Raw genomic sequence first — 22,126 nt, 5'->3', positions numbered from 1 at the left:
GCGCACGACCACTCTGTTCTCATGGCACGACGCTACCGTCTGCGGCTACGAAGCGGTACGAATCCAGATCGGCCTGTGGAGAGCAGACCGCTCTGTGTACAACTTCAGCGCGAACGGCGCCCAGAGCAGCACGGCGACGCCCGCGCCCAGCAGCATCCCGCCCACCGTGTCGCTCAGCCAGTGCGCACCCAGGTAGGTGCGGCTGAGCATCATGAGCACCGTGTAGGCGGCACCGGCCACCCACACCCAGGCGCGCGCGAACACGATCCCCAACGCCACCGCGAGCGTGGCCGCGTTCGCCGAGTGCCCCGAGGGGAACGACCCGAAGTCGGAGACCACGAGCATGTCCTCGGGCCGCGCCCGCCCCACGAGCGTCTTGAGCACCTGCACCACCCCGGCCGAGAGCGCCACGGCGAGCACGAAATAGAGCGCCGCCCAGGGCCTGCGGAACACCAGCAGCGCCGCGATCACCCCCAGCGGCACCACGAACGTGGCGATCACCCCTCCGCCGAGCGAGTTCATGACGAGCGACGGCACGTCCCACACCGGCGAGCGGTGCTCGACGATCTCTTCCATCCACTCCGTGTCGATCGCGAACGGCAGCGGGTTGTGCCGCAGCCCGAGCACGAGTGCGAGCAGCCCCACGAGCAGCAGCGCCACGGCGGCCGACACCACGGGCCACCGCCTCGCGACCCGCGCCGGCACGGCGGCCGCGCCGGGCTCGGCGACGCCGGCAGGTCCTGTGGGTTCAGCGGGCGGCTCGGTCGGCATCCCGTGAGACTACCGCCGCATCCCTCACCTCGCGAGGGCCGGCACCCGCCACGGCCGCACCACGAGCCACAGCGCCAGGATGCTCACCGCCGCCGTTCCCGCCATCACCGAGGCCATCGGGGTCGAGCTCCCGATGCCCAGCACCCCCACGAGCGGCGAGATCGCCCCGGCCATCCCGAAGTTCACCGCACCCAGCAACGACGCCGCGGTGCCGGCCTCGTGCCCGTGGTCGTTGAGCGCGAGCACCTGCACGCACGGGAAGGTGAGGCCGCAGGCGAAGATGAAGAGCCAGAGCGGGATGAGCGTGCCCCAGAGCCCGAGCCCCGCCCGGTCGGCGACGATGATGGCCGCCGCGAACACCAGCAGCAGCACGGTCGAGCCGGCGAGCAGCCACTGCGGCCCGATCCAGCGCGCGAGCCGCGACGACAGCTGCACCCCGCCCACCACGCCGAGCGAGTTCACCGCGAACAGCACCCCGTACTGCTGCGCGTCGAAGCCGTACACCTGCTGGAACAGGAACGAGCTCGCCGAGAGATAGGAGAACAGCCCGGTGAAGGTCATGCCTCCGATGAGCGCCACCCCCACAAACACCGGGTCGGTGAGCACGGCCCGATAGCGCTGGCCGACGGTGGTGTGCCCGGCGTCGTGCCGCCGCTCCACGGGCAGCGTCTCGCGGATGCCGAGCGTCACCGCCACGATCACGAGCGCTCCGTACGCGGCGAGCACCCAGAAGATGCCGCGCCAGTCCATCACGAGCAGCAGCTGCGACCCCAGCACGGGCGCCACGATCGGCGCGAGCCCCGAGACCAGCGCCAGCCGCGAGAGCATCACCACGAGGCGCCGCCCTCCGAAGAGGTCGCGCACCATGGCCATCGCCACCACACCGCCGGCGGCCGCACCCACGCCCTGCAGCACCCGGAACACCCCGAGCGTCCAGATGTCGGGCGCCACCGCGGCACCGATGCAGGCCAGCACGTGCACGGCGGTCGCCAGGATGAGCGGCAGCCGCCGCCCCACCCGGTCGCTCCACGGGCCGACGATCAGCTGCCCCAGCGCGAACCCCACGGTCGTACCCGTGAGGGTGAGCTGGATCATCGCCGCCGAGACGTCGAAATCGGCCTCCAGCACCGGGAAGGCGGGGAGGTAGAGGTCGATGGTGAACGGCCCGAGCGCCGTGAGGGCACCCAGGATGAGGACGTAGAGCAGACGCTGGCGGCCGGCGAGCGAGTCACCGGGGTGGACGACGGTAGTCACAGGGCAGTGCAATCCTGCGGGCCGCGGCCCGCGATCGATTCCGACGATGGAAAGAGGGCGCTCGCGGCACGTTCCGTCGGCGTCCGAACGAGTCTAGTCAGGCCACGACGACCTCGAGGCCCCGTTCGGCCAATCCGTCGAGGCCGTCCCGGCCGTCCGGCCCGCCGGGCGAGGTGACGAGCACGTCGAACTCCTCGATGCGCCCGATGCGTCCCAGGTCGACCACGCCCAGCTTCGAGGCGTCGGCCACGATCACCGCGCGGTCGGCGGCCAGCAGCATCCGTCTCTTCAGCTCGGTCTCGGCCAGGTTGACGTTGGTGACGCCCCGCTCGGGATGCACGCCGGTGCCGCCGAGGAACGCCAGGTCGACGTGCAGCTCGTCGAGCAGCTGCGAGGCGTAGGGCGCCACGAGGGAGTGCTGGAGCGGCCGGAGGGTACCGCCCGTGACCACCACGGTGAAGCGCGGGATGGCGGGCTCGAGCGCGAGCGCCGTGGTGAGGCTGTTCGTCACGACGACCACGTCGTCGAGCTCGTCGCGCTCGAGCAGCGCGGCCGCCACCGCGGCGGGGGTGGTGCCCACGTCGAGGAGGATGCTCGACCCGCTCGTCACCAGGGCGGCGGCCGCCACCCCGATGCGCCGCTTCTCCTCGGCAGCGCTCGCGAGCGCGGCCTCGAACGGCTCCTCACGGCGCACCGTCGACCCCCGCATGACCGCCCCGCCGTGCACGCGGTCGATGGGATGCTCGCGCTCGATCGCGTCGAGATCGGAGCGCACCGTGACCTCCGACACCCCGAACTCGCGGCTGAGCTCGGCGACCCGCACGAAGCCGCTCGCGGCGATGAGCGCGATGATGCGTTCGCGCCGCAGGGCCGCGGGGAGCTGCTCGGCGTCATGGGGCATCCCATTAGTTTCGTTTCACTTCATTTGCTTGTCAATGCTCAAGCAGTTTTCGACTTGACTTGTGCAAACGAAAGTGGCTAACTGTGGTGGTGACTCAGCTCTCCCACGGCATCACGAAGCGCGTGCACCACCTCTCCGACGGTCGCGAGCTCATCTACTTCGACGACGCCGGCAGCACCCTCGACCCCGACCGCGCCCCCGACCTCCGGCCCGTCACCCCGCGCCCTCCCGTCGCCACCATGCGGCAGGATGCGCTCACCGGCGAGTGGATCTCCATCGCCGCCGCGCGCCAGAACCGCGTCATGCTGCCGCCGAAGCACCTCGACCCGCTGGCCCCCTCCACACCTGAGAACCTCACCGAGGTGCCGAGCCTCTACGACGTGGCCGTGTTCGAGAACAAGTCGCCCTCGTTCGGCCCCGACCTCGCCGAGGTCACCGGCGCCGGCTACGACGACCAGGCCGCTCTCGCCGAACTCGGCAGCGTCGGACTCGGCCGCACCCGTCCTTCGGTCGGCCGCTGCGAAGTGGTCTGCTTCAGCCCCTCCACCGAAGGATCGTTCGCCACGCTGCCCCCGGGCCGCGCACGCACCGTGGTGGAGGCCTGGGCCGACCGCACCGCCGCGCTCTCCGAGCTCCCCGGCGTGGAGCAGGTCTTCCCGTTCGAGAACCGCGGCGAGGCCATCGGTGTCACCCTGCACCACCCGCACGGCCAGATCTACGCCTACCCCTACATCACGCCGAAGACGCAGCGGCTCATCTCGTCGATCGAGAAGTACGGCCCTGGGCTCTTCGCCGACATCCTGGCCTTCGAGCAGGCCGGCGACCGCGTCGTGCTCGCGGGCGAGCACTTCACCGCCTTCGTGCCCTTCGCGGCGCGCTGGCCCCTCGAGATCCACCTGCTGCCGCACCGGCACGTACCCGACTTCGCCGGCCTCTCGGGCGACGAGCGCGACGAGCTGGCGGTGCTCTACCAGCGCATCCTGCGCGGCGTCGACGCCATCTACGACACGCCCACGCCCTACATTGCGGCCTGGCACCAGGCGCCGGTGCACGCGCACCGCGACGACATCCGGCTCATGCTGCAGATCACCTCGCCGCGCCGCGCGGTCGACAAGATGAAGTTCCTGGCCGGCTCCGAGGCCGCCATGGGCGCGTTCATCGGCGACGTGCCACCCGAGGCGAGCGCGGCGCTCATCCGCGAGGCCATCGAGCGCGCCTGACCCGGTCGGCGCGCCCGACTCTCCTTCCGAGCGGCACCGCATCCGCCCCCTTCCCCCAACCCGACCCCGCGCATCCGGCGCCCCACCGACTAGCGAGCAGACCATGACCGACACCAGCGCCACCCCCTCCGGCTCCCCGCTCCCCTCCGACGAGCTGCTCACCGCGGTCGTCGCCGGATTCGAGGAGCGCTACGGCCAGGCCCCCACCTCGCTCTGGGCGGCCCCCGGGCGGGTCAACTTCATCGGCGAGCACACCGACTACAACGACGGCTTCGTGCTGCCCTTCGCCATCGACAAGCACACCGTCATGGCGGTGCGCGAGCGGGGCGACCGGATGCTCAGGGTCGCGTCGTCGTTCACCGACGAGCAGGTGGAGATCTCGCTCGACCAGCTCGCTCCCGACACCATCTCGGGGTGGAGCGCCTATCCACTGGGCGCCATCTGGGCTGCCGGGGCGTTCGGCGCCGACCTCGAGCGGGTGCAGGGCATCGAGCTCTACCTCGTCTCCGACATCCCCGTGGGGGCGGGCCTGTCGTCGTCGGCGGCGCTCGAGAGCGTCGTGGCGCTGGCGGTGAACGAGCTGTGGGGCCTCGGTTTCGACCGGCAGACGCTCGCGAAGATCGGGCAGCGCTCCGAGAACGAGGTGGTGGGCGCGCCCACCGGCATCATGGACCAGTCGGCGGTGCTGCTGTCGAAGCCCGACTCGGCCGTGCTGCTCGACTGCCGCTCGCTCGACTCCTCGGTGGTGCCGCTGGGGCTGCACGACGAGGAGCTCACGATCGTCGTCACCGACACCCGCGTGGAGCACGAGCACGCCACCGGCGGCTACGCCGCCCGGCGCGCCTCGTGCGAGAAGGGCGCCGCTGTGCTCGGGGTCACCACGCTGCGCGACCTCTCCCGTGACGATCTGGCCCGCGCCGAGCAGCTGCTCGACGACGAGACCTTCCGCCGCGTGCGCCACGTCATCACCGAGAACGAGCGGGTGCTCGAGCTCGTCAAGACGCTCCGCGCCTCGGGCGCCGGCGCGGTGGGCGAGCTGCTGGATGCCTCGCACACCTCCATGCGCGACGACTTCGAGATCTCGGTGCCCGAGCTCGACCTCGCGGTGGAGGTCGCCCGGGTGCACGGCGCCGTCGGCGCCCGCATGACCGGCGGCGGCTTCGGCGGATCGGCGATCGCCCTCATCCACCGCTCCCGCGTCGAGTCGCTGCGCGAAGCCCAGCTCGCCGCCTTCGCCGCCGCCGGCTACGTCACCCCCGTCGTCTTCGAAGTCACCCCCTCCGACGGCGCCTCCCGCCTCCCCCTCTGACCCGCGCCCGCGCGACCCGCGTCCTCGCGTCCCCCTCGAGTGGGCGCAATCAGTCGCTGTCCCGCGGGTGTAGCGACCGATTTCGCCCACTCGAATGGGACAGGGTGGACTCGACGGGACGGGACGGCTCGAGCTGACGTACCTCAGCGCGGGGCGAGGAGGGCCGCGAGGCCGGGAAGCGGGGGCGGGGATGCGGGGCGCCACTCGCCGGTGACGCGACCGTCGGCGAGCACCACGACACGGTCGCAGAGCTGCGCAAGCTCGGCGAGGTCGGGGGAGGCGAGCACGACGCCCTTGCCCGCGGCGGCGACCGCGCGGATGCCGGCGCGTACCTCGTGGCGGCGCGCCTCCGGGAGGCCCTTCGTGGGGTCGCTCAGCAGCAGCACCGCGCGCTCCGACGCGGGGAACTCGCGGATGAGGCCCGCGACCTGGTCAGGGCCGCTGCCCGAGCGCCCGAACGAGCGCACGGCCCCGAGCAGGCGCCCCCCGACACCGTCGCCCGGGTCGGTGTCGCTGTCGCGGTCGATCAGCCCGAGCGCGGCGAGCCGCGGCACCGACGACGCCGACACCGGCACCGCGAGACCACCGATGAAACGCAGCCGATACCGCGGCGGATCGCCCGCCACGAGGTACAGCCCGGCGGCGATCGCCTTCTCCACGGTCGCCGTGTCGACCTCGGCGCCCAGCACAGCGACGACACCCCCAGCCTTCGTGCCTTCCGACTGACCGTACACGCTGAGCAGCAGCGCGTCGGCGCCCGATCCGCTGAAGCCCGCGAGCCCCACGATCTCGCCCGGCGCCACCGCGAAGCCCACGTCCTCGACGAGCACCCTCTCGGGCTGAACGGTGTCGCGCACCGTCCAGTGCGATACCTCGAGGAGGGGCAGCTCGGCGGCCTCCGCATCGCCGACGGCTCCGGATGCGCGCCCCTCCAGCGCCGACACGAGCGCGCGCCCGGCGACCATCTCGGTGAGCACGTCCCGCAGCACCGCATCCGCCGCACCCCGCGCATCCGCCGCCCACTCGCCGCGAACCCGCATCGACACCACCTCGCCGTCGCGCACCACGCTCACCGCGTCGGCGTAGCCGAGCGCCGCATGCGGCCGCTCGCTCAGCACGAGAACCGCGACCCCGCGCTCCACCACCACGCGCAGCGCCGCCACCAGCCGCGCCGCCTCGCCCTGGTCGAGCTCGGCGAAGGGCTCGTCGAGCACGAGCAGCACGGCCTCGCGCACCAGCGCCCGCGCGATCTCCACGATCAGCCGGTCGAACTCCCCCAGCCCGGCGGCCGGCGACGTCGGAGCCGCCGAACTCCCCAGTTCCCGCAGCAGCTCCCCCGCCTCGCGCCGCGTGGCCTCCCAGTCGACGCCCCACTGCAGCAGACCCGAGCCGCGCATCCGCTCGTTGCCCATGAACACGTTCTCGGCCACCCCGAGCGCGGGCGCCAGCCCTCGGCGCCGCCCGACGAACCCGTACACGGGCTGCCGCCGCGAACCCCGCGCGATGCGCCGCACCACCTCGGCCGCCACGCCCCCGAGCCCCGAGGACGGCCCGCCGAGCGCCACCGCGATCTCGCCGCCTCGCGCCAGGAGCTCGCCGCGGCCCGCCAGCCCGAACCGGAACACGTCACCTTCGGCCATGCTGCTCACACTCCCATCCTGCCGCACGCCCCCACACGGTCGAGCCGCCGGCCTCCGCCTCGCCACAACGCGGCGGAGCGGAGCCCGGCGGCTCGGGAACGGTACTCGGGATGCGCGTCAGCGCCCTCCGGAGCGGCGCTTGTTGTACACGTCGAACGCCACGGCCAGCAGCAGCACGAGACCCTTCACGGCCTGCTGCCACTCGATGCCGATGCCCATGATCGACATGCCGTTGTTGAGCACACCGATGATGAGACCACCGATGATCGCGCCGCCGATGGTGCCCACACCACCCTGCACCGCCGCGCCGCCGATGAACGCCGCCGAGATGGCCTCGAGCTCGAAGCCGTCACCGGCCTTCGGGCCCGCGAGGTTGAGTCGCGCGGTGAAGATGAGGCCCGCCAGGGCGGCGAGGAAGCCCATGTTCACGAACAGCCAGAAGGTGACGTTGCGGGTCTTGATGCCCGAGAGCTCGGCCGCGTGCAGGTTGCCGCCGATGGCGTAGACGTGGCGGCCGAAGGTCGACCGGTTCATGACGACGCCGTAGATGAGCACCAGCACGGCCAGCACGATGAGCGTGACCGGGATGCCCTTGTACGAGGCGAGCGCGAAGGCGAACAGCCCGATGGCCACGGCCACGAGCACGAGCTTGGCGATGAACCAGGCGAAGGGCTCCACCTCCTGCCCGTAGCTCTGACGGCCACGGCGGGTGCGGAACTGCTGCACGACGAGCGCCACGATCGCGAGCGCCGCGATGCCGAGCGTGAGCGGGTCGAGCTCGAACTCGCCGAACACGTCGGTGAGGAAGCCGTTGCCGAGCGCGCGGTACTCCGCCGGGAACGAGCCGATGTTCGCGTTGCCGAGCACCACGAGCGCGAGCCCGCGGAAGATGAGCATGCCCGCCAACGTCACGATGAACGCGGGTATGCCCACGAAGGCGATCCAGAAGCCCTGCCACACGCCCACCAGGGCGCCGACGAGCAGCGACAGGATGATCGACAGCCACCAGGGCAGCCCCCACTGCACGGCGAACACGCCCGACACGGCGCCGACGAACGCGGCCACCGACCCCACGGAGAGGTCGATGTGACCGGCGATGATGACCATCACCATGCCGATCGCCAGCACGAGGATGTACCCGTTCTGCACGATCAGGTTGGAGATGTTCTGGGGCCTCAGCAGGATGCCGTTGGTGAGGATGCTGAACAGCACCACCACCAGGATGAGGGCGATGAAGATGCCGTTCTTGCCGAGGTCGCCCAGGATGTGGCTGATGCGCTCGGTGAACTTGTTGTCGACGGGGTTGACTTGCGCGCCCGCGGCCGTGGTGTCGGACGGCTTCGTCTCGAGGTCGGACATGGTCGTAGATTCTCCTCTCCGCAAGCGCGCGCTAGCGGGGCTTTTCCATGGTCATGAGTTTGAGCAGCGATTCAGGGCTCGCCTCGGCGATCGGCAGCTCACCGGTGATGCGGCCCTCCGAGAGGGCGTAGATGCGGTCGCAGATGCCCAGCAGCTCGGGCAGCTCCGACGAGATCACGATGATGCCCTTGCCCTGGGCGGCGAGCTTGTTGATGATGCTGTAGATCTCGTACTTCGCCCCCACGTCGATGCCGCGGGTGGGTTCGTCGAGGATGAGCACGTCGGGATCGGAGTAGATCCACTTCGACAGCACCACCTTCTGCTGGTTGCCGCCGGAGAGCTTGCCGGTCTTCGCGAGCACGCTCGGAGCCTTGATGTTCATGCTCTTGCGGTACTCGTTGGCGACCTGGAACTCCTTGCCGTCGTCGACGATGCCGAAGCGCTCCAGCTTGCCGAGGGCGGCCATCGAGATGTTGCGCTTGATGTCGTCGATGAGGTTGAGGCCGAAGGTCTTGCGGTCCTCCGTGGCGTAGGCGAGCCCGTTCTCGATCGACTCGGCGACCGTGCGGGTCTTCACCTCCTTGCCCTTCACGAACACGCGACCCGAGATGCGGGATCCGTAACTGCGGCCGAACACGCTCATCGCGAACTCGGTGCGCCCGGCACCCATGAGGCCCGCGATGCCCACGATCTCGCCGGCCCGCACGTCGAGGTTGACCGCATCCACCATCACCCGGCTCGGGTCTTGCGGGTGGTGCGCGGTCCAGTCCTCGACGCGGAAGATCTCCTCGCCGATGTGCGGCGTGTGGTCGGGATAGCGGTGCTCGAGGTCGCGCCCCACCATGTCCTTGATGATGCGCTCCTCGGTCACGTCGGTCTTCGCGATCGTCTCGATCGTCTTGCCGTCGCGGATGACCGTGACCGAGTCGGCGACCTTCTTGATCTCGTTCAGCTTGTGGCTGATGATGATCGACGTGATGCCCTGCTCCTTGAGGTGCAGGATGAGGTTCAGCAGGTGGTCGGAGTCCTCGTCGTTGAGCGCCGCGGTGGGCTCGTCGAGGATGAGCAGCTTCACCCGCTTGGAGAGCGCCTTCGCGATCTCCACCAGCTGCTGCTTGCCCACGCCGATGTCGCGCACCTTCGTGGTGGGGTTCTCGCGCAGGCCCACCCGCGCCAGCAGCGACGCCGCCTCGTGGTTGGTCTTGTTCCAGTCGATGAGCCCCAGCGGGCCCTTCAGCTCGTTGTTGAGGAAGATGTTCTCGGCGATGGAGAGGTAGGGGCTGAGCGCCAGCTCCTGGTGGATGATGACGATGCCCTTGGCCTCGGAGTCGCGGATGTCGCGGAACGAGACCACCTCGTCCTCGAACACGATGTCGCCGTCGTAGGTGCCGTGCGGATACACCCCCGAGAGCACCTTCATCAGGGTGGACTTGCCTGCGCCGTTCTCGCCGCAGATGGCGTGCACTTCGCCGCGGCGGACGTGGATGGTCACGTCTTGCAGCGCCTTCACGCCCGGGAAGGTCTTGGTGATGCCGCGCATCTCCAGGATGTTGGTGCGATCATCCGTCATGGAAGTGTGCCTTTCCTGGCCTCGGGTCGACGGGGTGGTGCGGTGGGAGGGAACCGACCGGTGCCCCGGCCGCGCTGGTCACGCGGCCGGGGCCTCGGTCGTGGTGTCGAAGGGATCGACGGCCGGATCCTCGGATCAGCCGTTGATCTCCTCTTCGGTCCAGTAGCCGGAGTCGACCAGGACCTCGGTGATGTTGTCCTTCACCACGATCTGCGACTCGAGCAGGTAGCTCGGCACGACCTTCACGCCGTTGTCGTAGTCGGTGGTGTTGTTGGTCTCGGGCTCGTTGCCCTCGAGCAGCGCCGTCGCCATGTCCACGGCCACCTTCGCGAGGTTGCGGGTGTCCTTGAAGATGGTCGCGTACTGCTCGCCGGCCACGATCGCCTTGACCGAGTCGAGCTCCGCATCCTGACCCGAGATGACGGGCCACTCCGCACCGACCGTGTAGCCGGCGTCGGTGAGGGCCGAGATGATGCCGCGCGAGATGCCGTCGTAGGGCGAGAGCACGCCGTTCACCTTGGAACCGTCGGAGTAGGTGGAGGTGAGGATGTTCTCCATGCGCTTCTGGGCGGTCTCACCGTCCCAGCGGAGCGTGGCGGCCTGCTCGAAGTCCTCCTGGCCGCTCTTCACGACGAGGGTGCCCTCGTCGATGTAGGGCTGGAGGGTGTCGATCGCGCCGTTCCAGAAGAACGTGGCGTTGTTGTCGTCGGGCGAACCGGCGAACAGTTCGATGTTGAACGGGCCCGCGGGGGCGCCGTCGATCGGGGCGCCCTCGAGGTCGACGAGGCCCAGGCCGTTCAGCACCGAGTTGGCCTGCTGCACACCCACCTTGTAGTTGTCGAAGGAGGCGTAGTAGTCGACGTTCTCGGTGTCGCGGATGAGACGGTCGTAGGCGATCACCGGGATATCGCTGTCGGCCGCCTCCTGCAGCACGCTGGTGAGCGTGGTGCCGTCGATCGAGGCGATGATGAGGGCTTCGGCGCCCTTGGTGATCATGTTCTCGATCTGCGAGACCTGGGTGGGGATGTCGTCCTCGGCGTACTGCAGGTCGACGGTGTAGCCGGCGGCCTCCAGCTGCTCCTTGACGGCGTCGCCGTCCTGGATCCAGCGCTCCGACGACTTCGTCGGCATCGCGACGCCGATGAGGCCGCCGCCTCCGCCGCCTCCGTCGGTGCTTCCGCCGCTGCCGCCGGAGGAGCAGGCGGCCAGGCTGACCATGAGTGCGCCCGTGGCGACTCCGGCGAGCAGTGTCTTGATCTTCACTGTGTTTCCTTTCGTGTGGTGGTGAGGGACTTCGTCGTCTGTTTCGGTTTCGGTGGTTCGGGAGGGTGTTTCTCGGAACGGGACGTGGTGCGAGGGGAGGTTCTGGGGGCGCCGGCCCGGGTGGTGCCGGCGGGCGCGCCGTAGCGGCGGGGCTCGCCGAGCTGGCGCGCGAGGTGCGCGACGCGGGCCGCGTCTTCGAGAAGCACGGCCGCCTTCACGGCGCTGCGCGCATCCGGGCCCAGGCTGAACGGCCCGTGGCCGGGCATGAGCACCGAGGGCGAGGCGTGACCACGGAGCGTCTCGACGACGCCGCGGCCGATCTCGGCGGTGGCGCGCGTGGGCGCGTCGGGGCCGACCGGGATGTCGCCGCCGAACTCCTGCAGCGTGGTGGAGGCGATGCACGGGATGGGCTCGCCGAGCGCCGCCCAGGCGGCCGCGTAGGGCGAGTGGGTGTGCACGATGCCGCCGACCTCGGGCAGCTCGCGGTAGATGTGGGCGTGCGCGGCGGTGTCGACGCTGGGGGCGCGGGCGGCGCCCGGGGTGTCGGGGATGACGTCGCCGTCGAGGTCGCAGAGGATCATGTTCTCGGGGGCGAGCTGGTCGTACGAGACGCCGGAGGGCTTGATGACGAAGAGGTCGGCGCCGGAGACACGGCCGGAGATGTTGCCGCCGGTCCACACGACGAGCCCGTAGCGGGTGAGTTCGGAGTGCAGCGCGGCGATCTCGGCGCGGAGGCGCGCGATGCCGACCTCGATCTCGGGTCCGAAGCCGCTCATGCCGCCACCTGCTGGTGGTGGGCCCGCTCGGTGAGCGGGTGCGGTGCGGCTGACAGCATGTCGTGGGACTCCTTCGTCTCGTGTGACCGTTCACATGTCGCGTGATGTGAACGGTCACATCTCGATCATGTTAGCCCCGTGTGCGCCCGATGTGTCAACCCGCGATTGTCTCGTTTCGATAACTGACCTCGTCGGACCCCTCGTGCGCGTTCCTCGCCGCCGCCTGCGGCCACCCGTCGAGGCCCAGAGACGCGCGGGATGCGCGAGGTCAGCGCCAGGCCGGGGCCGCCGTGGACGAACGCACCACGAGCGTGGTCGGGATGAAGACCTCGTCGGCCGACTCGTCCGGTTCACCCGGCCCACCAGAGCGCGGTGCAGCACCGTCCGCGGCGTGCGCGCGCCCGTCGTCGAGGGCGGGCTCGGCGCCGCCGGCGACACGGCGCCACACTCCGCGGCCGGCGCGACCTCGAGCCCGCTGGCCCGCCTCGCCGGTGGCATCCGCATCCCGGCCCGCCGCACCGGGATCCCCCGCCGCGCGGTCGCCCTCGCCGAGCTCGTCACCCCGCGCATCCGGCACCCCCTCGGCGATCTCACCGCGGTCGGGCTCATCGGCCTCGGCAGCGCCCTCCGCCCGCTCGGCGCGCTCTGCGCTCTCGACCAGCACCGCGATCGCACGCCGGCCGAGCTCGGCGAAGTCCTGCCGCACGGTCGTGAGCGGCGGCCAGAAGTGCGCCGCCTCGGGGATGTCGTCGAACCCCACCACGCTGATGTCGCGCGGCACGTCGAGCCCGGCGTCGCGGATGGCATGCACGAGCCCCAGTGCCATCTGGTCGTTCGACGAGAAGATCGCCGTGAAGTCGCGCACCCGCAGCAGTTCGCGCCCGGCGTGGTAGCCGAACTCCGCCGTCCAGTCCCCCAGGATCGGCGCCGTCGTCGGAACGTCGTTGTCGCTCATCTCGCGCAGGAACCCCTCCATGCGCGCCTCGGCCTCGATCCAGTCCTGCGGCCCGGCCAGGTGGTAGATGCCCCGGTGCCCGAGTTCGATGAGGTGCCTGGTGGCCTGTCGCGCCCCCGAGATCTGGTCGACCGACAGCGTGTGGTCGTTGAGCCGCCCCGACGACTGCAGCGTGACGAACGGCAGGTCGAGCCGCATCTCGGCGATGGTGTCGAACACGCGCACCTGGGGCGCGATCACCACCATCCCCTCGACCGCCTGGTTGAGCAGATGCGTGATGGCCCGGGCGATCGAGGCGCTCGAGTTGCCGTCGGCGTTGGCCGTGATCACGAGGTAGCCCGCGTCGAGCGCCGCCTCCTCGATGGCCTGGATGCTCGACGACGGACCGTACTCCGACCGCGACGAGGTGAGCACCCCGATGGTGCGCGAACGGCTGGTGACGAGCGCCCGTGCCGCGCGGTTGGGCCGGTACTGCAGCTGCTCCATCACCTCGAGCACGCGCGCCTTGGTCTCGTCGCGGATGCTCGGGTGGTTGTTGAGCACGCGGGAGACGGTCTGGTGAGACACTCCCGCGAGGCGCGCGACGTCGCGGATGCTGGGCGCACGCGAGCGCCTGCCGTCGCCCGGGGCCTCGCTCATCGCTCACCTTCGCTGGAACCATGTGCACGTTCACACGACGAGAACGCCCCTCCATCATGCCATCTCGCCGTCTGCGATGTGACTGTCACACCGCAGACGGCGAGAGGCGAGGGGTCACCGCCCCGCGCCCGCGAGAACGCGCGGATGCGGAACGGTGAGGGAACGCGACGAGAAGGTGTGACGCGTCACACGCTCGCTCGCGGGACCGGCGTCGGTTGCGCGCTCGGCCACTGCCGAGGGCGCAACCGACTCGAGCACCTGTTCGGCCGGGAGTCCGGCGTCGGCGGCCGCTAGGCGCCGCCAGGCCAGCGCCGCCGCCACAGCAGAGGCGTCGGCCGGGTCGGCGCTCGCCTCCACCACGAGATCGGGCACGAGCAGTGCACCGGCCTCGGCGAAGGCCCGGTGGGCCGAGCGGATGAGGGCCGCGGCCCACACCTCGGGGTGCGGCAGGGTCTCGTCGACGACGAGGCACCGCAGCGCCACGGGATGCACGGAGCCGACGGGGCCCCACCACACGCCGCGGGCGACGGGGGTGGTGTCGACGAAGGCGAGCCAGGTCCACTCGCGACGGAGGGTGCCGGCCGCGAGACCGCGACCGAACTCCTGGGGATCGATCCACGACACGGGTTCGTGACCGTGGAGGTGAAGGAGCGCGCTGTCGAGCGCGCGATGAGATGACGTGAACACGGGGGAATCCTCTGGACGACGATGACTGATGGGAGGACGCGTCCGGCGAACCTGGCAGACGACGTCAGCGAGATGCGAGTCGAGGCTCGGTGAAGAGCCCGACCGTCTCGAACCGAGTCAGTCTGCGAGGAGGAACGGGGGAAGCGCCATGGTGCCGAAGCTCAGGCCCGGTGTCTTCGGGGCCGTAAGGTTTTTCGTGTTGATCATGGTGTTCACCTCCCTCGTGATTCTGGGCGACCGTGTGTCGCGGTTTACGACATTAGCGGTCGTGGTCGCCCCAGCACAAGAGCCGATCGGCGCGGGATTGTGCGCACGCACCCCGCTGCCATATGTTGTGAGTCAGAACTTTTTCTTCGGGAGACACCAATGACGCTCGTCGCCGGCATCGACTCGTCCACGCAGAGCTGCAAGGTCGTCGTGCGCGACCTCGACAGCGGGGCCCTCGTGCGCTCGGGCCGCGCCGCGCATCCGGCCGGCACCGAGGTCGACCCCGCCACCTGGTGGGACGCCCTCGTCGAGGCCCTGCTCGACGCCGGCGGACTCGACGACGTGGCCGCGATCTCGATCGCGGGGCAGCAGCACGGCATGGTGGTGCTGGATGCGGGGGGCGAGGTGATCCGCCCGGCCCTGCTCTGGAACGACACCCGCTCGGCAGGTGCCGCCCGTGAGCTCATCGAGGAGTTCGGCGCGGCCTCCCTCGCCCACCGCACGGGCTCGGTGCCCGTGGCGTCGTTCACGGCCACCAAGCTCCGCTGGCTGCGCGACGCCGAGCCGGAGGCCGCCGCCAGGGTGGCCGCCGTGGCCCTCCCGCACGACTGGCTCACGTGGCGCCTCCGCGGATTCGGGCCCGCCGGGGCCGCACCGCTCGGTCCGGTGCTCGACGAGCTCGTCACCGACCGGTCCGACGCGAGCGGCACCTCGTACTGGAACCCCCGGCTCGAGGACTACGACCGCGAGCTGCTCGTCGCCTCCCTCGGTCACGACGTCGTGCTCCCCCGCGTGCTCGGTCCCGCCGAGGCGGCGGGCACGATGGCCGGCTTCGATGCGCGCTCGTCGACCGGCACGGTCGTGAACGTGCCCGCCGGCCTCGCCGTAGGGCCGGGGGCGGGCGACAACGCCGGCGCCGCCCTCGGACTCGGAGCCCGCGAGGGAGACGTCGTCGTGTCGATCGGCACGAGCGGAACGGTGTTCGCGGTGACGCCGCAGCCCTCCGCCGACGCCACAGGGGCGGTCGCGGGCTTCGCCGATGCTTCCGGCGCCTACCTCCCGCTCGTGGCCACCCTCAACGCGGCGCGGGTGCTGGATGCCGCCGCCGGGCTGCTCGGGGTCGATCACGACGAGCTCGGCCGACTCGCGCTCGAGGCCGAGCCGGGCGCCGGGGGTCTCGTGCTGCTGCCCTACTTCGAGGGCGAGCGCACACCGAACCTGCCCGACGCCACCGCCACGCTGTTCGGCCTCACGCTGGCCACCACGACCCGCGCGGGACTGGCGCGCGCCGCCGTCGAGGGACTGCTCTGCGGGCTCGCCGACGGCCTCGACGCCGTGCGGGCCGTCGGGGTGGTGCCGGCGCGCATCCTGCTCATCGGCGGAGCGGCGCTCAACCCGGCCGTTCAGGCGGTGGCGGCACAGGTGTTCGACGTGCCCGTGACGGTTCCGGCGCCGGGAGAGTACGTGGCCGACGGGGCCGCCACCCAAGCCGCGTGGGTGCTGAGCGGGGAGCGGCCGTCGTGGCCGGTCACCGTCGTGGCGGCTTCCCGGCCCGATCCGCAGCCCGTCATCCGCCGCCAGTACGCCGCGCACGCGGGCCGCACCGCCGACTGAACGTCACGCGGCGCACAGCCCCCACGGCGTCGCCGCGCCGCGGGTTCACCGGTCGGCGAAACGCTCCGCGAGCACCGCACCCGCCGTGCGCAGCCACCGATGCGGGTCCGCCATGGCCGCGGCGGCACCCGCCTCGGGGAGCTCCCCGCCCGCGTCCTCGCCCTCCGAGCTCGTCGCGAGCTCCACCAGCGACACCGCGTCGTCGAACCCCTGCGGTTCCGCACCGAAGGCACCGGCCACCAGCAAGGCGCTCGCCCCCGCGCTCCTCGCCGTGCTCCGTACCTGCGACGGCACCTTGCCCGACTCCGACTGCCCGTCGTAGCGGCCCTCGCCGGTCACCACGGCATCCGCGCCCTGGACCGCTCGCGCGAGACCGATCACTTCGGCCACGGCCTCCGCACCGCTCTGCAGTCCGGCGCCCCACGCCAGCAGCGCGAAGCCGGTGCCACCGGCCGCGCCCGTCCCCGGCACCTCCGGGTCGGTGCCGCACGCTGTCTGGAGCACCCCGGCGAAGTGCGCCAGCCGCGCCTCGGCCGGAGCGGCCATCGACACCCCGATACCCTTCTGCGGACCGAACACGGCGACGGCGCCGTCCCGGCCGAGCAGCGGATTCGTGACGTCGCCGAGCACGACGGCGCCCCCGGCCGGGAGGCTCCGCATCCTGGACAGGTCGACGCGCGCGATCTCGCCGAGCCCCGCGTTCCCAGGCACGGCGGGCGTGCCGTCCGCCCGCAGCAGACGCGCGCCGAGCTCGGCGAGCAGGCCCGCCCCACCGTCGGTCGACGCGCTGCCGCCGATCGCCAGCACGAGCCGATGCACTCCCGCATCGAGGGCGGCCCGCACGGCCTGCCCGAAACCGAGCGTGTGCGCCTCGAGCGGCCGCAGGCGCGGCAGCATCGTGATGCCACTGGTCGAGGCCAGCTCGATCACGCCGGTGGGGCCCTCTTCACCCGCCGCAGCGGGAAGCAGCAGCCACGAGCTCTCCACCACTCGATCGTCGGGGGCCGTCACCGTCACAGGCCGGCGCTCGCTCCCGGGCACCGACCGTTCGACGGCATCGAGCACGCCCTCGCCGCCGTCGGCCATCGGCGCGAGCACGACCTCGTCGTGCGGGCGCACGCTCCGCCAGCCCTCCGCCAGGCACTCCGCGGCCTCGGCGGCCGAGATCGTGCCCTTGAACGAATCCGGGGCGAACACCACGCGTGCGCTCATGCGACGATCACATCACGATGGCGACGGATGCGCCGCGCCCGTTCACCGGCGCGGGGCTCGACGCGCGCGCAGCAGCACCGAACCCGCGGCGAGGAGGGCGATCGCGAGCGCACCGAGGCCGGCGAGCATCCCGACCGACTCGGGCGTCGTGCCCGTGGCCGCGAGCTGATCGCCGCCGGCCGGAGCCGTGGTCGGAGTGGGAGTCGGGGTCGGCGTGGGAGTCGGCGCGGGCTTCGGCAGCGCGTCGACCGCGGCGAGGTAGGCCACCGAGTCGATGAGTCCCGAGCCGGTGAGGTTCGACGGCTCGATGCCCGGCCGCGACACGTCGACGGCCTGCGCAGTGCTCGTGAGCGCCTCGCGCAGCTGGGCGACCGACGCATCCGGGCGCAGCTGCATGCCGAGGGCCATCACCGCGGCCGCCGCGGGCGAGGCGGCCGAGGTGCCGTAGAAGGCGTACACGCCGTCGCTCACCGGGTCGCCGAAGAAGTTGGTGTAGCCGCCGTCGACGCTCATGAACGCCGGGTTGTCGATCACGACGGGCTCGGGGTAGGGCGTGGCGATCGGCGAGATCTCGGGCTGGTAGTCGAACAGGTGCGTGACCGGACCGCCCGAGGTGTAGCTCTCGGGTTCGAGGGGGTCGTCGAACGGTGCCGCCGCGACCGCCATGGTGTCCTGGTTGCCGGCGTGACCGGTGATGGTCGGGCCGATCACCACGCCGTCACCGCTCTCGAAGTACTCGGCGGCGGCGGTCTGGCCGCGGTCGGCGAGGAGCACCTTGATGCGGGGCGTGACCTCGCTCGCGGGCCCCGACGAGGTGTCGCGGATGATCGCGAAGTCGTACTCGCCCGGCGTGGTGGTGATGCTCCCGATGACGTTCGGCAGCGTCGCCGCGTTGGCGGGGCTGATCAGCCACATGCCCGCCGGGGTCTCGATGGCGAACCGGAATGCGCCCTCGGCGGCACCGACCGCCTCGGCCCACTGCAGGTCGACGGTGAGGCTGCCGCCCTTGAGAGTGAGGGTGTTCGTCGCATCTTCGCCCGCGCCCGGGTCGAAGTCGAGGCAGTCGACCGTGGTCGGGTCGATCACCTGCTCGAGCACGCCGTCGGGGCAGGTGGTGGGCTGGTACTCGAGCGCCTCGTAGGAGGTGAGCGGGTACCCGGCGCTCGGGTACCCTTCCTCGCCGAGGGTGGTGAAGTTGCCCGCCGCCGCGAGGTAGGCGACGTTGCGGGCGGTCACCTGCTCCACGGCCCAGCCGATCGGGCCGTCCTGGTAGAACGGGTCGCTCAACATGGTGATGTCGTCGACGATCACGTCGGCACCCGCATCCGCCAGGTCGAGGATGGCGTCGTGGAAGGTGAGCTCGTCGGTGCCTGCGGCGGCGAACAGGATGCGCGCACCCGGCGCGATGCTGTACACGAGCTGTGCCATGGCGCGGCCCTCGTCGGTGCCGGAGTCGGCACCCTCGGTGACGACCTCGACGGGGGTCTCGTCGCCGCAGGGGTTGCCGGGGCCGGGGAGGAGCCCGGCGGCGACGTCTTCGGCGGGGGTGGTGACGGAACCGGGGGCGCTCGCGAAGGAGTCGGAGATGACACCGATCGTGATGCCCGCGCCGGTGACGCCGTAGTCGGACCAGGCGGTGTCGACGCCGAGCGGCGGCACGAGGTTGGCGTCGACCGTGCGGCAGGAGTCGTCGGCGTCGGCGTCGGCCGCTGCCGTCGCCGCCGTGGAGGTCGCCGACGTCGCCGTCGCGATCGCGCCCTTCACCGCGTCCGTCGTCACCGACGCATCCGCGCCCGTGGCCGGGGCGAGCGCCTCGGCCACGGTCGTGACGTTCGGCAGGGCCGAGACCGCGGCGAGGTCGGCCGGGGCGACGAGCGCCGAGACCCGGTGGAAGAGCGTCGACGACGCCGTCACCTCGCCGAGTGCGCCGAGGGCGGCGAGGTCGGCGTCGCTCGGGCCCGACGCGAGGTACACCGACACCGCGACACGGCCGTCGTCGACCTGCAGGCTGCCCGCTCCGGTGAGCGGGACGCCGAGCTCAGGGGCGACCGCGGCGAGCGCCTCGACCGAGAGGTCGCCACCGCCGGCGCTGAGCTCCCGCAGCCGCGGCGAGAGCGAGTCGTCGGCCGTGCCCGAGGTGACCGCCGGCACACCGGCACCACCCAGAGGAGCCGCGCTAGCGGCGCCCCCGAGGCCTGCGGTGAGCAGCCCGACGCCGAGCGTCACCACCGCCCCGATCGCACCAGCACGAACACCCCGGCGTGTCGAACGACTCACGAACTCCCCCATCACGTCACCAGCATCGGTGCTCCGACCCTATCAGCGACCCGCCGGGTGACGCCCGGCGGCGGGCATGGCATACTGGTGGCCGCGCTCCTGCGGCATCCGAGCCCGCGCGTGACAGGGAGCGAATCGACAAGGACATCTCGTGACGGGTCAAGGCTCCAGCGTCCCTCGCTGACCGGCTCACGCACATCCTCGCGTCTCCCGTGTCAGCGGCCATCCCTGACACCTTCTGGAGACACCCATGTCCTTCGTCCCCTCCGTCGTGCTGCACGACGTCTCGTACACCTGGCCGGACGGCATCCCGGCCCTCACTCACGTCTCGGCCGCCTTCGGGCGCGGCCGCACCGGGCTCGTGGGCCTCAACGGGGTCGGCAAGAGCACCCTGCTGCGGCTGATCGCCGGCGAACTGACCCCCACGGGCGGCACCATCACGACCACGGGCGTCGTCGACCACCTGCCGCAAGACCTCACGCGACGGCGGGCCTCCACGGTCGCCGATCTGCTCGGTGTCGGCGGGGTCGTCGACGCGATCCGCGCCGTGGAGCGCGGCGAGGTCGACCAGGAGCTGTTCGACCGCATCGGCGACGACTGGGACGTCGAGGAGCGCTCGCTCGCAGCTCTCGGGGCCGCCGGTCTCGATCTCGAGGGTCGCGGTCTCGATCATCGCGCCTCTGCGCTCTCGGGCGGTGAGGCGATGCTCGCGGCGCTGGTCGGCGTGAGGGTGCGCCGGGCCGATGTCGCCCTCCTCGACGAGCCCACCAACAACCTCGACGCCGACGGGCGCGAGCGCGTGCACGAGATGGTGCGCACGTGGCGGGGAGCGCTGATCGTGGTGAGTCACGACACGACCCTGCTCGAGCTCATGGACGACACCGCCGAGCTGCGCGAGGGCGGGCTGAGCATCGTGGGCGGCCCCTACAGCGCCTACCGGGCCCGGGTCGAGGCGGAGCAGGCGGCCGCGCTCGGTGCGCTGCGCGCCGCCGAGCAGTCCCTCAAGACCGAGAAGCGGCAGCGGGTGCAGGCGGAGGAGCGGATCGCCCACAGCGAGCGGCAGGGACGGAAGGATGCGGCCAACCGCAAGTACATCGGCGCTGTCGTCGACGACCGCCGCAACTCCGCCGAGAAGGCGCAGGGCTCGCGGCGCGCCCTGATGGACGACAAGGTCGCCGCCGCCCGGCGCGCCGTCGAGGCCGCCGAGACCCGGGTGCGCGACGACGACCACATCACGATCCGTCTCCCCGACCCCGGAGTGCCGGCCGGCCGCCGCATCGCGCGGATCGTCGGCACCGACGGTCGCGAGTTCGTGATGCAGGGGCCTGAGCGCGTGGCCCTGACCGGGCCGAACGGAGCCGGCAAGACCACCCTCCTGCGGCAGCTGCTGGGTGACGGCCCGCGCGCATCCGGCCTCGGCATCGCGCGGGCCGATGTCGCCGTGGACCGCATCGGGTACCTCTCGCAGCGGCTCGATTCGCTCGACGACGACGCGAGCGTGCTCGCGAACGTTCAACGGGTCGCTCCACGAGTGCCCGCGGGCGAGCTCCGCAACCAGCTCGCCCGCCTGCTCGTGCGGGGGTCGATGGTCGACCGCCCGGTGCGCAGCATCTCCGGTGGCGAGCGCTTTCGCGCGGCCCTGGCCCAGCTCCTGCTGGCCGATCCGCCCGCGCAGCTGCTCCTGCTCGACGAGCCCACGAACGACCTCGACCTCCCCAGCGTCACCCAGCTCGTCGACTCACTCGCGAACTACCGCGGCGCCCTTCTCGTGGTCAGCCACGACCGCTCCTTCCTCGACCGCCTCGCCCTCACCACCGAGCTCCACCTCGGCCGTGACGGCGCCCTCACTCCGGTGCACTCGGGGTGAGAAGTCGCTGCCGCAATCGCGCATCGATCGATGCGGCGAGCCCATCGACCGGCCTGGTCTTCTGTCGATGATCCAGCCGTCACCATCGAAGGCAAGCGCGGAGCGCGCGGCAGTCCCATCCGGCGGGTTGGGGAGATGGTCGGGTCGACGGAGGACTGGCGCGTGCTGCGCGCTTGCCGACGTTGGGTGCGGGCCGGGTTTCGCGGGCGGGCACCGCGGATCAGGCGGCTGGGCGTTGGGTGGTGCGTCGGCGGGTGGTCGGGATGGGCGTCTGAGTGGTGTCGATCCAGCGGGGTGGGATGAGGTGGGGGACCCCTGCGCGCATGATCAGTTTCCAGGATGAGCGGTGCAGGTGGCTGTGGTGGAAGTGGCAGAGAAGTACGCCGTTGTCGATGTCGGTGCGGCCTGGTGGATGATCGGCGGAGACCCATTCGTCTGCATGATGAGTTTCACAGAAGGACGGTGGTCGATCGCAGTCGGGCCAGACGCATCCGCCGTCTCGGGCGGCGAGGGCACGGTTCTGGGCGGGGGTGAAGAGTCGCTTCGTCTTGCCGTGGTAGAGCACTTCGCCCCGGTCGCCGAAGAGGGTGGCGGTGTGGGGTGAG

At 71.5% G+C, this 22,126-nt stretch carries 17 protein-coding genes; 4 read left to right on the top strand and 13 right to left on the bottom strand.

The window, feature by feature from the left end; all coding sequences use genetic code 11:
- Positions 1-45: 45 nt before the first annotated feature.
- The 3 genes from N1031_RS16780 to N1031_RS16770 form a co-directional block, all read right to left on the bottom strand.
- Entirely contained in the window at positions 46-771 is a 726-nt protein-coding gene (locus N1031_RS16780; protein WP_259480913.1) for a phosphatase PAP2 family protein, read from the bottom strand.
- Positions 772-795: 24 nt separating this feature from the next.
- The gene (locus N1031_RS16775) at positions 796-2,025 is read right to left on the bottom strand and encodes a multidrug effflux MFS transporter (protein ID WP_375163647.1); all 1,230 of its coding nucleotides are present in this window, start codon (positions 2,023-2,025) and stop codon (positions 796-798) included.
- Between the two features lie 97 nt (positions 2,026-2,122).
- Positions 2,123-2,926 (bottom strand): DeoR/GlpR family DNA-binding transcription regulator, encoded by an 804-nt coding sequence (locus tag N1031_RS16770; protein ID WP_259480912.1) that lies wholly within the window; start codon positions 2,924-2,926, stop codon positions 2,123-2,125.
- Positions 2,927-3,015: 89 nt separating this feature from the next.
- On the opposite strand from N1031_RS16770, the gene galT reads away from it, so the two are divergent.
- Together galT and galK are read left to right on the top strand one after the other, a co-directional pair.
- Positions 3,016-4,146: a galactose-1-phosphate uridylyltransferase gene (gene galT / locus N1031_RS16765; protein ID WP_259480911.1), complete on the top strand. Its 1,131-nt coding sequence runs from the start codon at positions 3,016-3,018 to the stop codon at positions 4,144-4,146.
- Between the two features lie 103 nt (positions 4,147-4,249).
- Entirely contained in the window at positions 4,250-5,455 is a 1,206-nt protein-coding gene (galK, locus tag N1031_RS16760) for a galactokinase (RefSeq protein WP_259480910.1), read from the top strand.
- Positions 5,456-5,598: 143 nt separating this feature from the next.
- Here galK and N1031_RS16755 read toward each other — a convergent pair whose 3' ends face one another.
- The 7 genes from N1031_RS16755 to N1031_RS16725 form a co-directional block, all read right to left on the bottom strand.
- Complete coding sequence (locus N1031_RS16755; RefSeq protein WP_259480909.1) at positions 5,599-7,104, bottom strand: sugar ABC transporter ATP-binding protein; 1,506 nt, start codon at positions 7,102-7,104, stop codon at positions 5,599-5,601.
- Between the two features lie 108 nt (positions 7,105-7,212).
- A complete protein-coding gene (mmsB, locus tag N1031_RS16750) occupies positions 7,213-8,454 on the bottom strand; it encodes a multiple monosaccharide ABC transporter permease (protein WP_259480908.1) in 1,242 nt (413 codons plus the stop codon).
- A gap of 31 nt (positions 8,455-8,485) precedes the next feature.
- Positions 8,486-10,024, bottom strand: a complete 1,539-nt coding sequence (gene mmsA / locus N1031_RS16745; protein ID WP_259480907.1) for a multiple monosaccharide ABC transporter ATP-binding protein — start codon at positions 10,022-10,024, stop codon at positions 8,486-8,488.
- Between the two features lie 135 nt (positions 10,025-10,159).
- Positions 10,160-11,287 (bottom strand): multiple monosaccharide ABC transporter substrate-binding protein, encoded by a 1,128-nt coding sequence (gene chvE, locus N1031_RS16740; protein ID WP_259480906.1) that lies wholly within the window; start codon positions 11,285-11,287, stop codon positions 10,160-10,162.
- Positions 11,284-12,063 carry an L-ribulose-5-phosphate 4-epimerase gene (locus N1031_RS16735; protein WP_259480905.1) on the bottom strand — a complete coding sequence of 260 codons (780 nt, stop codon included), beginning with the start codon at positions 12,061-12,063 and terminating at the stop codon, positions 11,284-11,286. The genes chvE and N1031_RS16735 overlap by 4 nt, the downstream gene beginning before the upstream one ends.
- A gap of 268 nt (positions 12,064-12,331) precedes the next feature.
- Positions 12,332-13,657, bottom strand: coding sequence for a LacI family DNA-binding transcriptional regulator (locus N1031_RS16730; RefSeq protein WP_259480904.1), 1,326 nt, complete (start codon positions 13,655-13,657; stop codon positions 12,332-12,334).
- A 114-nt stretch (positions 13,658-13,771) separates the two neighbouring features.
- On the bottom strand, positions 13,772-14,344 hold the full coding sequence (locus N1031_RS16725; RefSeq protein WP_259480903.1) for a hypothetical protein: 573 nt from the start codon (positions 14,342-14,344) through the stop codon (positions 13,772-13,774).
- A 366-nt stretch (positions 14,345-14,710) separates the two neighbouring features.
- Between N1031_RS16725 and xylB the strand changes: the two genes are divergently transcribed.
- Positions 14,711-16,165: a xylulokinase gene (gene xylB, locus N1031_RS16720; protein WP_259480902.1), complete on the top strand. Its 1,455-nt coding sequence runs from the start codon at positions 14,711-14,713 to the stop codon at positions 16,163-16,165.
- 45 nt (positions 16,166-16,210) lie between these two features.
- Here xylB and N1031_RS16715 read toward each other — a convergent pair whose 3' ends face one another.
- Together N1031_RS16715 and N1031_RS16710 are read right to left on the bottom strand one after the other, a co-directional pair.
- A complete protein-coding gene (locus N1031_RS16715) occupies positions 16,211-17,377 on the bottom strand; it encodes a glycerate kinase (protein WP_259480901.1) in 1,167 nt (388 codons plus the stop codon).
- Between the two features lie 42 nt (positions 17,378-17,419).
- A complete protein-coding gene (locus N1031_RS16710; RefSeq protein WP_259480899.1) occupies positions 17,420-19,654 on the bottom strand; it encodes a S8 family serine peptidase in 2,235 nt (744 codons plus the stop codon).
- A 250-nt stretch (positions 19,655-19,904) separates the two neighbouring features.
- Between N1031_RS16710 and N1031_RS16705 the strand changes: the two genes are divergently transcribed.
- Positions 19,905-21,521, top strand: a complete 1,617-nt coding sequence (locus tag N1031_RS16705; protein ID WP_259480898.1) for an ATP-binding cassette domain-containing protein — start codon at positions 19,905-19,907, stop codon at positions 21,519-21,521.
- A gap of 220 nt (positions 21,522-21,741) precedes the next feature.
- On the opposite strand, the gene N1031_RS16700 is transcribed toward N1031_RS16705, so the two are convergent.
- The coding region (locus N1031_RS16700; RefSeq protein WP_259480897.1) for an HNH endonuclease signature motif containing protein at positions 21,742-22,126 on the bottom strand (385 nt) is incomplete at its 5' end.

This window comes from Herbiconiux moechotypicola (assembly GCF_024979255.1).
Classification (GTDB): Bacteria; Actinomycetota; Actinomycetes; order Actinomycetales; family Microbacteriaceae; genus Herbiconiux; species Herbiconiux moechotypicola.
Note: the sequence above shows the minus strand (reverse complement) of the source record. Positions and strands in the feature narration are given on the sequence as shown.

Coding starts and splice junctions, on each gene's coding strand:
- xylB (WP_259480902.1), top strand. CDS start 14,711: ATGACGCTCGTCGCCGGCATCGACTCGTCCACGCAGAGCTGCAAGGTC.
- N1031_RS16770 (WP_259480912.1), bottom strand. CDS start 2,926: ATGCCCCATGACGCCGAGCAGCTCCCCGCGGCCCTGCGGCGCGAACGC.
- N1031_RS16730 (WP_259480904.1), bottom strand. CDS start 13,657: ATGAGCGAGGCCCCGGGCGACGGCAGGCGCTCGCGTGCGCCCAGCATC.
- N1031_RS16735 (WP_259480905.1), bottom strand. CDS start 12,063: ATGAGCGGCTTCGGACCCGAGATCGAGGTCGGCATCGCGCGCCTCCGC.
- N1031_RS16780 (WP_259480913.1), bottom strand. CDS start 771: ATGCCGACCGAGCCGCCCGCTGAACCCACAGGACCTGCCGGCGTCGCC.
- mmsA (WP_259480907.1), bottom strand. CDS start 10,024: ATGACGGATGATCGCACCAACATCCTGGAGATGCGCGGCATCACCAAG.
- mmsB (WP_259480908.1), bottom strand. CDS start 8,454: ATGTCCGACCTCGAGACGAAGCCGTCCGACACCACGGCCGCGGGCGCG.
- N1031_RS16715 (WP_259480901.1), bottom strand. CDS start 17,377: ATGAGCGCACGCGTGGTGTTCGCCCCGGATTCGTTCAAGGGCACGATC.
- N1031_RS16705 (WP_259480898.1), top strand. CDS start 19,905: ATGTCCTTCGTCCCCTCCGTCGTGCTGCACGACGTCTCGTACACCTGG.
- galK (WP_259480910.1), top strand. CDS start 4,250: ATGACCGACACCAGCGCCACCCCCTCCGGCTCCCCGCTCCCCTCCGAC.